The sequence below is a fragment of the Mycobacterium sp. UM_CSW genome (assembly GCF_000455205.1).
Classification (GTDB): domain Bacteria; phylum Actinomycetota; class Actinomycetes; order Mycobacteriales; family Mycobacteriaceae; genus Mycobacterium.
Genome location: NZ_AUWQ01000146.1, coordinates 1 through 11,670, shown reverse-complemented (window position 1 = coordinate 11,670; position 11,670 = coordinate 1). Strand labels below are relative to the sequence as shown.

The 11,670-nt window shown below is 68.9% G+C and carries 11 protein-coding genes; 10 read left to right on the top strand and 1 reads right to left on the bottom strand.

Going from position 1 to position 11,670, the window contains the following annotated elements:
• Positions 1 to 171 precede the first annotated feature (171 nt).
• The 10 genes from N415_RS29825 (at position 172) to N415_RS29780 (ending at position 10,387) form a co-directional block, all read left to right on the top strand.
• Positions 172 to 795 carry a PaaI family thioesterase gene (locus tag N415_RS29825; protein WP_068189757.1) on the top strand — a complete coding sequence of 208 codons (624 nt, stop codon included), beginning with the start codon at positions 172 to 174 and terminating at the stop codon, positions 793 to 795.
• Positions 796 to 832: 37 nt separating this feature from the next.
• Positions 833 to 1,546, top strand: a complete 714-nt coding sequence (locus N415_RS29820; protein WP_068189754.1) for a TRIC cation channel family protein — start codon at positions 833 to 835, stop codon at positions 1,544 to 1,546.
• Positions 1,539 to 2,804, top strand: a complete 1,266-nt coding sequence (locus N415_RS29815; RefSeq protein ID WP_068189751.1) for an amidohydrolase — start codon at positions 1,539 to 1,541, stop codon at positions 2,802 to 2,804. The genes N415_RS29820 and N415_RS29815 overlap by 8 nt, the downstream gene beginning before the upstream one ends.
• 181 nt (positions 2,805 to 2,985) lie before the next feature.
• On the top strand, positions 2,986 to 3,753 hold the full coding sequence (locus N415_RS31165) for an SPW repeat protein (protein ID WP_081665607.1): 768 nt from the start codon (positions 2,986 to 2,988) through the stop codon (positions 3,751 to 3,753).
• A 265-nt stretch (positions 3,754 to 4,018) separates the two neighbouring features.
• Positions 4,019 to 6,073 (top strand): threonine--tRNA ligase, encoded by a 2,055-nt coding sequence (thrS, locus tag N415_RS29805; protein ID WP_068189748.1) that lies wholly within the window; start codon positions 4,019 to 4,021, stop codon positions 6,071 to 6,073.
• Positions 6,066 to 6,623, top strand: coding sequence for an HIT domain-containing protein (locus N415_RS29800; protein ID WP_068189745.1), 558 nt, complete (start codon positions 6,066 to 6,068; stop codon positions 6,621 to 6,623). Before thrS ends, N415_RS29800 begins: the two co-directional genes overlap by 8 nt.
• The gene (gene pgsA, locus N415_RS29795) at positions 6,620 to 7,252 is read left to right on the top strand and encodes a phosphatidylinositol phosphate synthase (protein WP_068101594.1); all 633 of its coding nucleotides are present in this window, start codon (positions 6,620 to 6,622) and stop codon (positions 7,250 to 7,252) included. The genes N415_RS29800 and pgsA overlap by 4 nt, the downstream gene beginning before the upstream one ends.
• 26 nt (positions 7,253 to 7,278) lie before the next feature.
• Positions 7,279 to 8,223, top strand: coding sequence for a phosphatidylinositol mannoside acyltransferase (locus N415_RS29790; RefSeq protein ID WP_255342552.1), 945 nt, complete (start codon positions 7,279 to 7,281; stop codon positions 8,221 to 8,223).
• Positions 8,223 to 9,347, top strand: a complete 1,125-nt coding sequence (locus tag N415_RS29785; RefSeq protein ID WP_068189738.1) for a glycosyltransferase family 4 protein — start codon at positions 8,223 to 8,225, stop codon at positions 9,345 to 9,347. The genes N415_RS29790 and N415_RS29785 overlap by 1 nt, the downstream gene beginning before the upstream one ends.
• Positions 9,347 to 10,387 (top strand): NUDIX domain-containing protein, encoded by a 1,041-nt coding sequence (locus tag N415_RS29780; protein WP_068189735.1) that lies wholly within the window; start codon positions 9,347 to 9,349, stop codon positions 10,385 to 10,387. Before N415_RS29785 ends, N415_RS29780 begins: the two co-directional genes overlap by 1 nt.
• Before the next feature lie 5 nt (positions 10,388 to 10,392).
• Here the strand turns inward: N415_RS29780 and N415_RS29775 are convergent.
• Positions 10,393 to 11,670, bottom strand: a 1,278-nt coding sequence (locus N415_RS29775) for a PE-PPE domain-containing protein (RefSeq protein ID WP_068189730.1), incomplete at its 5' end; no start/stop codon positions are given.

Genomic DNA, 11,670 nt, shown 5'->3' with positions numbered 1-11,670 from the left:
CGGCGCGCTCGGCGCCGGCGGCACCTTCGGGACCGGATCGACCAGCAACGGCACCGCCGGCGCCAACGGCGCCGCCGGCGGCACAGGCGGTACCGGCTCGCACGGCTGACCTTCCATCGGTAGGAACCATCGCCGGGGCCGGGCGCCCCGGTCACCTAATACGGTGTGTAGGTGGCAGGCGACCATCACAAACACCCCGGCGGCGGCTTCAACCCGCCCGAGCCGACGACCAAGGGCGGCCCCGATTACGGCCGGTTCATCGACGCCGTGCGCAAGCTGCAGGACCACGCCCGCGCCGTCGACGCCCCCGACGCGGTGATCACCGAGGCCGCGGATCAGCTGGAGAAGCTCTCGGCGCTATTGAGCCCGTACGACGCCGACGAGTGGGAGTCGCCGTCCGGGCGCCGGATGGACCTGCCGATGCGCGGCAACATCTTGTCCATCCCGATGAAGGCGAGCAAGGGCGACGACGCGCGCATCCACGGCTGGGCGCGCTTCGCGCGGTTTCACCTCGGGCGCAACGGCGCCGTGCACGGCGGGGCTTTGGGGATGCTGTTCGACAGCGTGCTCGGGCTGACGTCCTCGGTGATCACCGGCGGCCCCCGCCAGCGCACCGCCTACCTCAAGATCAATTACCGCCACATCGTGCCGATCGAAAAGGAGTTGCAGTTCGAGGCCGGCATCGACCGGGTGGACGGCCGAAAGATCTTCGTGTCGGGCCGGCTCTGCGACGGCGACACCCTGCTGACCGAGGCCGACGCCCTCTTCGTGCGCCTCAAGCCCGGGCAGCCGTGACAGGTGACGTGGGCAATGCGGTGAAGGGGTTCTCGCTGTGGCGTTCGCGGACATGACGATGGCGGAGTTGTTCCGCGCGGTGGACTTGACCGGCGTGTTCGGCAACGCCCTGCTGGGCGGTGTGGTCGCGCGTAAGGAGAAGCTGGACCCCGTCGGCTTCGGCGCGCTCGCCGTGTTGTCGGGACTGGGCGGCGGCATGATCCGCGACACTCTGCTCCAGCGCGGCACCCCGGTCGCGCTCACCGACTACGCGTATCTCTTGACCGCATTGGCGGGAGCGGCGATCGCGTTCGCGTTCCGGGTCGAGGGCCGAGTGTGGAATTGGGTGTGGCCGGTTGTGGACGCGCTGGCGTTGGGATGCTGGGCCGCGACCGGTGCGCACAAAACGCTCGCTGTGGGCCTCGGCTGGCTGGCTGCGCTGCTACTGGGCACGATCTCGGCGGTGGGTGGGGGCGCAGCGCGGGACATTGTGATGCGTCGCGTGCCGGGAATCTTCGGTGGTAACACGTTGTACGCCACGTGTGCGCTCGCCGCGAGCGGCGTGCTGGTGTTCTTCAACTACCGGAACCATCCGACGCCAGGGCTGTTGTTGGGAGCACTGACCGGGACGGTGCTGTGCTGGCTCGCGCAGTGGCGTGGCTGGATGTTGCCCGCCGCCGACGCCTGGTCTCCGGCGACAATTTTTTCGCGGCGTCGGCCTCGCAAGGGTGTCGGCACGATCCGCGACGGGAATGGCTTGAACGATGAATAGCGTGTCACTGTCCGCAACGGTGCTTGCCGGGCTGGCCGAAACCCGTGGATGGCAGGAAGAGTTTTACCGAAACCTCCATCAGCATCCGGAACTCTCACACCAGGAACACGACACCGCCGAAGCGGTGAGCAAACGGCTACGCGGCTTCGGTTACGACGTTCACGAGGGCATCGGCGGGACCGGCGTGGTCGGGATCCTGCGCAACGGCGACGGTCCCGCCGTGTTGTTGCGCGCCGACATGGACGCGCTGCCGGTGCGGGAGGACACCGGCCTCCCGTACGCGAGCACTGTCACCACCACCGACACCGACGGGAACGACGTACCGGTGATGCACGCCTGCGGGCACGACGCTCACGTGGCCTGCCTGCTCGGCGCTGCCGCGCTGCTGGCCAGCGCGCGCGCACAGTGGCAGGGCACCGCCATCGCGTTGTTCCAGCCCGCCGAGGAAGTCGGTGACGGCGCACGCGGCATGGTCGACGACGAGCTTGCGAGGCTGGTCGGCCGCGTCGACGTCGCGCTGGCGCAACACGTCCTGCCCTTTCCGGCCGGTCAGGTTCGGACGCGAGCCGGGCCCGTTTTGGCCTCCGCGGACAGTATGCGAGTTACGGTGTACGGCCGCGGGGGGCACGGCTCGATGCCCCAGGCGACGGTCGACCCCGTGGTCCTCGCCGCCATGATCGTGATCCGGTTGCAGACCATCGTCTCCCGCGAGATCGAGCCGACCGATCCCGCGGTGCTGACGATCGGGAAGGTCGAGTCGGGCGCGAAGAGCAACGTCATCGGCGACCGCGCTGTGCTCGAATTGAACCTGCGCGCTTATAGCGAGCGAACCCGCAACCGCATCGTTGACGCGATCCGGCGCATCGTCATCGCGGAATGCCAGGCATCCGGCACGCCGAAAGACCCCGACTTCGAACTTTTCGACCACTACCCCCCGACCATCAACGATGTGACGGTAACCGAGCGGGTGCGCCGCGCGTTCGACGACCATTTCGGCGACCGGTCATGCGATCTGCCGCTGCAGACCGCGAGCGAAGACTTCAGCGACATTCCCAACGCACTCGACACGCCCTACAGCTATTGGGGTATCGGTGGAACCGATCCCGGCGCATATCGAGAAGCCGACTCAGCAGGCCGGATCTGCGAGGACATCCCGGTCAACCATTCGCCGACGTTCGCGCCCGTCATCCAGCCCACTCTCGACACCGGCACCGAAGCGCTGACGGTCGCCGCGCTGGCCTGGTTGGCACACTCGTAAGCCGTTGGGGAGCAAGCGGTTTCACGGAATCCTCATTGGACGGTTACACGTTCGGATCGCTCTCCATGACCTCCTTGAGCCTCCGCCGAACCGGCCGAACCGGATACCCCGGTAGTCGGCAGATTGGGCCGCCCCAGACCGCACCTAGTGTGAGATGCACCGGCGCGGGTATTTTCCGGAGATGTCCCTCGCTTCGGATAGAACGTGGATCGGCTGGTCCGCGGTAGCACTCGGTGTCTGCGCGGCCGCGGCGGCGTTCGCGTTGAGCTCGACCCGCGTCGGTGAGGGCTTCGCGTTCGGCTTCGCCGCGTTCATTGCCTTCTTCGGCGTGCTGGCCATACTCGCGCGCCACCGCAGACCCGACCACTGGGGCCTGTTCGTCGTCGGCCTGGCCACGGTCACCGTCCCGTTCCTGGGCAACGGGTACAACGCCGACCTCGGTGCCTCCTGGACGTGCTGGGTGGCCGGTGGCATTGCCATGGTCCTCGGCGCTATCGGATGGCTGGGCGATAAGGCGGCGACCGGGGACCGCATCAACGAGCTGGGGGTCGGCCAGGCACTGCGCAGTGTGCCCAGCTTTTGGCTCGGGCGAGCGGCGCTTCTCGGGGGCCTCGCCACAGTGGTGTTGGGAATCGCTGCGCACACGACGGCCGCGGGGCGCGGCGTCACGATCGGCCTCGGGGTGCTGGCGGCCGTGTCCGCCGTCTGGTCGCTGGTCGCCGTGGACCCCACCCACGACTTCTTGACGCTGGCGTGCACGGGTTTCGCGCTGTTCCTGTCGCCATGGGTTGCCGGGTTCGCCGGGGACGACGCAGGGTGGACCGCGTGGATCTCGGGCGCGGGCCTCACGGCGCTCGGTGTAGCCGGGTACCTGCGCGGCGAGCGCCTGGACTTCGCCGCCACCGTGCACGACGATGCCGTGGCCCGGTACCGCAAGCGATTCCGCTGATCGTCGGCTACCTCATCGGCAGCCTGTCGCCGGATTCCCTCGATTGATCGCCGGCCAACCCGTTGATCCGTTTCGCCCCGACGACCTGACCTTCGCCGAGATGGCCGGCAGCAACTGCGCAGCGTGCCGAGTTACTGCGATTCCCCCAGATAAGCGCGCCCGACCGCGGTTGCGGCGCGGCACCAAGTCGGCGGCCCTGCTCGGACGCCGACTGCCCCGATAGCATTGCAACGACTGACCACCCAGACGTTGGAGACCAAACCCGATGAGCGCCGCCGCACAGCCCACCCCGGCAAACCCGATCCGGGTGCCTGCCGGGACCACCGCGGCCGCCGCCGTCGGTGAGGCCGGGCTGCCCAGGCGCGGCGCGCCCGACGCGATCGTGGTGGTGCGCGACGCCGACGGCAAGCTGCGCGACCTGAGCTGGGTGCCCGACGCCGACGCCGAGGTCGTCCCGGTCGCGGCCAACACAGACGAGGGCCGCAGCGTGATCAGGCACTCGGCCGCGCACGTGTTGGCCCAGGCCGTCCAAGACCTTTTCCCGCAAGCCAAATTGGGCATCGGGCCGCCCATCACCGACGGCTTCTACTACGACTTCGACGTGGCGGAGCCGTTCACGCCCGAGGATCTGTCCAAGCTGGAAAAGCGGATGCGCCAGATCGTCAAGGACGGCCAGCTCTTCGAACGGCGTGTCTACGAATCCAAGGACGCCGCGCGCGCCGAGCTGGCCGACGAGCCCTACAAGCTCGAACTCGTCGACGACAAATCCGGTGACGCGGAGATCATGGAGGTCGGCGGCGACGAGCTCACCGCCTACGACAACCTCAATCCCCGCACCCGCGAACGGGTTTGGGGCGACCTGTGCCGAGGGCCCCACATCCCCACCACTAAGCACATCCCCGCGTTCAAGCTGACCAGAAGCTCGGCGGCCTATTGGCGCGGCGACCAGCGCAACGCGAGCCTGCAACGCATCTACGGCACCGCGTGGGAGTCTCAGGAGGCGCTCGAGAACTACCTGGAGCTGATCGAGGAAGCCCAGCGCCGCGACCACCGCAAGCTCGGCGCCGAGCTGGACCTGTTCAGCTTTCCCGACGAAATCGGTTCGGGTTTGGCGGTTTTCCATCCCAAGGGCGGGATCGTGCGCCGCGAGCTCGAGGACTACTCGCGGCGCAAGCACACCGAGGCCGGATACCAGTTCGTCAATACCCCGCACATCACCAAGGCCCAGCTGTTCCACACGTCGGGCCACCTGGACTGGTACGCCGACGGCATGTTTCCGCCGATGCACATCGACGCCGAACACAACGAGGACGGGTCGCTGCGCAAACCGGGGCAGGACTACTACCTCAAGCCGATGAACTGCCCGATGCACTGCCTGATTTTCCGGGCCCGCGGGCGGTCCTACCGCGAACTGCCGTTGCGGCTCTTCGAGTTCGGCACCGTCTATCGCCTCGAGAAGTCCGGCGTGATCCACGGGCTGACCCGGGTCCGCGGCCTGACGATGGACGACGCGCACATCTTCTGCAGCCGCGACCAGATGCGCGACGAGCTGCGCTCGTTGCTGCGCTTCGTGCTCGACCTGCTCGGCGACTACGGGCTCACCGACTTCTACCTCGAGCTGTCCACCAAGGACCCGGAGAAGTTCGTCGGCTCCGACGAGGTCTGGGAGGAAGCCACCAACGTGCTGGCCGAGGTAGGCGCCGAATCCGGGCTGGATCTGGTGCCCGACCCGGGCGGCGCGGCGTTCTACGGCCCGAAGATCTCCGTCCAGGTCAAGGACGCGCTGGGGCGCACCTGGCAGATGTCGACCATCCAGCTGGACTTCAACTTCCCGGAGCGTTTCGAGCTGGAATACACCGCCCCGGACGGGACGCGGCAGCGCCCGGTGATGATCCACCGCGCGCTCTTCGGGTCGATCGAGCGGTTCTTCGGCATCCTGACCGAGCACTACGCGGGCGCGTTCCCGGCGTGGCTGGCGCCGGTCCAGGTGGTCGGCATCCCGGTCGCCGACGAACACGTCGAGTACCTGGAAAACGTTGCGGCACAATTGAAGTCGCACGGCGTGCGGGTCGAGGTGGACGCCAGCGACGACCGGATGGCCAAGAAGATCGTCCACCACACCAACCAGAAGGTGCCGTTCATGTTGCTGGCCGGCGACCGCGACGTGCAGGCGGGCGCGGTGAGCTTCCGCTTCGGCGACCGCACGCAGATCAACGGCGTGGACCGGGACAGCGCCGTCGATGCGATCGTGAAGTGGATCGCCGACCGCGAAAACGCTGCTCCCACGGCCGAACTGGTGAAGGTAACCGGCGGTGAGTGACTCCGAGCGCGACGACACCATCCTGGACCGCGGCGTCGGTGAGCAAGACCACCTGCAACGGCTGTGGACGCCGTACCGGATGACCTACCTGGCCGAGGCGCCGATGAAGCGCGACAACGGCAAGACCGAGCAGCCCTTCACCGACATTCCGCAGCTGCCCGACGAGGACGGGTTGGTGGTCGCGCGCGGCGAACTCGTCTACGCCGTGCTCAACCTCTACCCCTACAACCCTGGGCACCTGATGGTGGTGCCCTACCGGCGGGTCTCGGAGCTCGAGGACCTAACCGTGGCGGAGAGCGCGGAGCTGATGGCCTTCACGCAGAAGGCGATTCGCGTCATCAAGAACGTTTCGCGGCCGCACGGCTTCAACGTCGGGATGAACCTGGGCACGTCGGCCGGGGGCTCGCTGGCCGAGCACCTGCACGTGCACGTCGTGCCCCGCTGGGGCGGCGACGCCAACTTCATCACCATCGTCGGTGGCGCCAAGGTGATCCCGCAGCTGCTGCGCGACACCCGCCGGCTGCTCGCGACGGAGTGGGCCCGACAGTGAGTAAAGTGCCGTTCCTGTCGCGGGCGGCGTTCGCGCGGCTCACCACTCCGACGGCGCGGGCCTGCCTGAAAGTCGGATTGACGCCCGACGCCGTCACGATCCTGGGCACGGTCGTCGCGGTCGCGGGGGCGCTGACGCTCTTCCCGACGGGCCGGCTCTTCGCGGGCACGCTGGTGGTCTGGTTCTTCGTGCTCTTCGACATGCTCGACGGGGCGATGGCCCGGGAACGGGGCGGCGGAACGCGTTTCGGCGCTGTCCTGGACGCGACGTGCGATCGGATCAGCGACGGCGCCGTGTTCTGCGGGCTGCTGTGGTGGGCTGCCTTCGGCCTGCACGACAAGCTCTTGGTGGTGGCGACCCTGATCTGCCTGGTCACCTCGCAGGTGATCTCCTACATCAAGGCGCGGGCCGAAGCCAGCGGGCTGCGCGGCGACGGCGGCATCATCGAACGTCCGGAACGGCTGATCATCGTGCTGGTCGGCGCCGGCATCTCCGACTTCCCCTATATCGCTTGGCCGCCAGCGCTGTCGGTGGCGATGTGGCTGCTGGCGGCGGCCAGCGTCGTCACCTGCGTGCAGCGGTTGCACACGGTGCGCACTTCCCCCGGCGCGACGGAGCCCATGCCGTGATCCCGAACCCGCCCGGCCTCAACGCGATCGGGGCGCCCCGCCGCCTGGTGAGTCGCCTGGTAGCAGCCACCACCACCGACAGGATGAGCGACTGGGCGTATGCCACCGGGTGGATGGCGGTGCGGGCGATGCCGGAGTTCGCCGCCCGCAATGCATTCGACGCCGGCGCGCGATACGCCGCCCGCGGCGGCGGGCCTGATCAGTTGCGCAAGAACTTGGCCCGCGTGATCGGCGTGCCACCCGATCAGGTGCCGGACCAGCTGATGCGAGCCTCGCTGGCGTCCTACGCCCGCTACTGGCGGGAGGCCTTCCGGCTGCCGACGATGGACCACCGCGAGTTGGCCCGTCGCATCGACAAGACTTTCCGCGGAGCCGACCACATCGACGCCGCCCTGGCCGAGGGCAGGGGAGTGGTGCTCGCGCTGCCGCACAGCGGCAACTGGGACATGGCCGGGGTGTGGCTGGTGCAGACGCACGGCACCTTCGCCACCGTCGCGGAGCGCCTCAAACCCGAATCGCTGTACCGGCGCTTCATCGGGTACCGGGAAAGCCTTGGCTTTGAGGTCATCCCGCTCTCCGGCGGCGAACGCCCGCCGTTCGAGCTGCTCTGCGAGCGACTGCGGGCCAACCGGCCGGTGTGCCTGATGGCCGAGCGCGACCTGACCCGCACCGGTGTGGAAGTGAAATTCTTCGGCGAACCCACCCGCATGCCGGCCGGGCCGGCGAAGCTCGCGATCGAAACCGGGGCGGCCCTGTGCCCGGCGCACTGCTGGAACGAGCCCGACGGCTGGCCCGTCGAGATATACCCGCCCGTGGATACCTCGAGCGGCGACGTCCAGGCCATCACGCAGGCGCTGGCCGATCAGTTCGCCACGAACATCGCCGCGCACCCCGAGGACTGGCACATGATGCAGCCGCAGTGGCTCGCGGACCTGTCGGACGCCAAGCAGGCGAGGTTGAGGGAAACCTGATGCGAATCGGGATGGTCTGTCCGTATTCGTTCGACGTGCCGGGCGGGGTGCAATCCCATGTCTTGCAGCTGGCCGAGGTGATGCGCGCCCGCGGGAACGAGGTCAGCGTCCTGGCACCGGTGTCCCCGCACGCCGCGCTGCCCGACTACGTCGTCTCCGCCGGCAAGGCCGTCCCGATTCCCTACAACGGGTCCGTGGCCCGGCTGCGGTTCGGCCCGGCCACCCACCGCAAGGTCAAAAAGTGGCTCGCCGACGGCGATTTCGACGTCCTGCACCTGCACGAGCCCAACGCGCCCAGCCTGTCGATGCTGGCCCTGAACATCGCCGAGGGGCCGATCGTCGCGACGTTTCACACGTCGACCACCAAATCGCTGACCCTGACGGTCTTTCAGGGCATCCTGCGCCCGATGCACGAGAAGATCGTCGGCCGGATCGCGGTGTCCGACCTGGCCCGGCGCTGGCAGATGGAGGCGCTGGGCACCGACGCGGTGGAGATCCCCAACGGGGTCGACGTGGATTCGTTCGCCTCGGCGCCGCGGCTCGACGGATATCCGCGCCCGGGCAAGACGGTGCTTTTCCTGGGCCGCTACGGCGAGCCCCGCAAGGGCATGACGGTGCTGCTCGAGGCGCTGCCGCGGGTGGTGGAGAGCCATCCGGATGTGCAGTTGCTGATCGTCGGGCGCGGCGACGAGGACGAATTGCGCGAGCAGGCAGGCGAATTGGTGGACCACATTCGCTTCCTCGGTCAGGTGGACGACGCCGGAAAGGCGTCGGCGATGCGCAGCGCCGACGTCTACTGTGCGCCCAACACGGGAGGGGAGAGCTTCGGGATCGTCCTGGTCGAGGCGATGGCCGCCGGCACGCCGGTGGTGGCCAGCGACCTGGACGCGTTCCGACGCGTGTTGTGCGACGGCGACTGCGGGCGGCTGGTGCCCGTCGATGACGGCGCCGCGCTGGCCGATGCGCTCGTCGAGGTGCTGTCCGACGACGCGCTGCGCGAACGCTACGTGGCGGCCGCTTCGAGGGCGGTCCACCGCTACGACTGGTCGGTGGTGGCCAGCCAGATCATGCGGGTGTACGAGACGGTCGCCGGGTCGGGCGCCAAGGTTCAGGTGGCCAGTTGATGACGTGGCTCGTCATCGCCGTCGTGGCGTTGGTGGCGCTGGTCGCCTTCGCCGGCTGGGCATACCAGACCGCCCACCGGCTCGACCGGCTGCACGTCCGCTACGACCTCTCCTGGCAGGCGCTCGACGGCGCGCTGGCCCGACGCGCGGTGGTGGCCCGGGCCGTGGCGATCGACGGGTATGGGAGTTCCGCCGAGGGCAGGCGGCTGGCCGCGCTGGCCGACGCGGCGGAACACGCGCCGCGCCCGGCCCGCGAGAACGCGGAAAACGAGCTGTCGGCCGCGCTCGCGATGGTCGATCCCGCGTCGCTGCCGGCGGGTCTGATCGCCGAGCTGGCCGACGCCGAGGCCCGCGTGGTGCTGGCCCGCCGCTTCCACAACGACGCCGTTCGCGACACCCTGGCCCTGCGTGAGCGATTCTTGGTGCGCACCCTTCGGCTGGGCGGAACCGCCGCGCTGCCAAGCTATTTCGAGATCCTGGAGCGCCCGCACGCACTGGCGCACCCCGAGCGAGGCGTGCCCAACCACCGCACGTCGGCGCGGGTGGTGCTGCTCGACGAGTCCGGCGCCGTGCTGTTGCTGTGCGGGTCGGACCCGGCCAACCCGGCATTCGGCGACGGGGCCGCGCCCCGGTGGTGGTTCACCGTGGGCGGCGAGGTGGGCGATGGCGAGCGGTTGGTCGAGGCCGCCGTGCGCGAGCTGGCCGAAGAGACCGGCCTGCGGGTCGAGCCGGCCGACATGGTCGGACCTGTGTGGCGGCGCGACGAGGTCTTCGAGTTCAACGGCTCGCTGATCGAGAGCGAGGAGTTCTACCTCCTGCACCGCACCCGCCGGTTCGAGCCGTCCCTGGCGGGGCGGACCGCGCTGGAACGCAGCTACATTCACGGCGCCCGGTGGTGTGACGCGAACGACATCGCCGAGCTGACCGCCGCGGGCGAACAGGTGTACCCGCGCCAACTGGGCGAGCTGCTGCCGGTGGCCAACCGGCTGGCGGACGGCGCCGACAGCGCCGCGGCCGGGGTGCCGCAGCCCATCCTCTGAGGTCGCTAGAGCCGCAACCCCACGTCGGCCAGCGCGTTGGTGAGTCCCTGCACCGCCCCCTGCTGCAGCTCGGCGCCGAGCGTCGCCGGATCGATCTGCGGGAACAGCCCGAACGGCGTGGGCACATCCTGGTAGGCGGCGCGGTCGTAGCCCAGCTCGACGAGCACCCGCAGGTCCGGCTGGACCAGGTCGGCCAGCGGGTGTCCCACCAGGGGAATGGCGCGCAGCGGGTCGAGCAGCGGCAGGTTCGGATTGGGAATCAGGATGTAGGTCGTCATGGTGTCCCCCGGCGACACGGGCTGGACCACCCCCGACGCCAGCTGGGCGGTGGTCACGGTGTTGTAGGCCGGGTGCACGAAGAGGAAGCCGGCGATGGCGTTGGCGTCGGCCAAGATATCGATCGGGTACTGCGGGAAGTCGGCGGCGCCGTCGTATTGGACCGCGTAGTCGATGGTGGGGTAGGCGTTGGTGGGCGTCGCGCCGTAGAACGTGAAGCCGATTCCCGGTATGGAGAAACCGGGAAGGCGCGCCAGCAGCCCGCCGTCGGGGCGGTCCGGGTTGGCGATCAGCACGAAGGACAGCTGGTCCAGCGCCGGCCGCACGCCCGCCGGCAAAGATTGCAGATAGCGCATCTCGACGGTGGCGATCACGGCGCTTTGCGAGCCGCCGAAGACGATGACGTGGTTTCCCGCCGCGAGTTGCGTGTTGATCGCCGTGTTCAGGTTCTGCACGCCCTGGGCCACGGACTGGTCCAGCGTCAGGCTGTCCAGCCCGGTGAAGGGGAACAACTTCTCGGGCGTCACCAGGAACTGCGCGTTGTAGTCGGGGTGAGTCGGATTGATGAAGAGCTCGGAGGCCAGCACGTTGTGTAGCCGGGGCAGCGGGCCGAGGCCGGTGCCGCCCATGATCAGGGCCGTCGGACCGCCGATCCCCACCTGGTTCTCGTTGACGAGCAGCACCCCGACGTTGCCGTTGCCCGGGTTCCCGAAGCCGATGTTCTGATTGCCGGTGTTCCCGATGCCGATGTTCTGGTCGCCCGTGTTCTGGATGCCGAAGTTCGCGTTGCCGAGGTTTCCGATGCCGATGTTGCCGTTGCCGACGTTGTTGATGCCGATGTTGCCGACGCCGACGTTTCCGCTGCCCAGGTTCTGCGGCAGCGCCTGCCACGGCACCAGTTGCGCGACCGCGGCCGAGGCACCGGCGTAATAATCCGACATCGCGGCCGCGTCCTGCGCCCACATCTGCTCGTACTCGGCCTCGGCCGCCGCGATCGCCGGGGCGTT

Bases quoted from the DNA above. Each gene is read 5' to 3' on its own strand.
- N415_RS29815 (WP_068189751.1), top strand. From the start codon at position 1,539: ATGAATAGCGTGTCACTGTCCGCAACGGTGCTTGCCGGGCTGGCCGAA.
- thrS (WP_068189748.1), top strand. From the start codon at position 4,019: ATGAGCGCCGCCGCACAGCCCACCCCGGCAAACCCGATCCGGGTGCCT.
- N415_RS29785 (WP_068189738.1), top strand. From the start codon at position 8,223: ATGCGAATCGGGATGGTCTGTCCGTATTCGTTCGACGTGCCGGGCGGG.
- N415_RS31165 (WP_081665607.1), top strand. From the start codon at position 2,986: ATGTCCCTCGCTTCGGATAGAACGTGGATCGGCTGGTCCGCGGTAGCA.
- N415_RS29780 (WP_068189735.1), top strand. From the start codon at position 9,347: ATGACGTGGCTCGTCATCGCCGTCGTGGCGTTGGTGGCGCTGGTCGCC.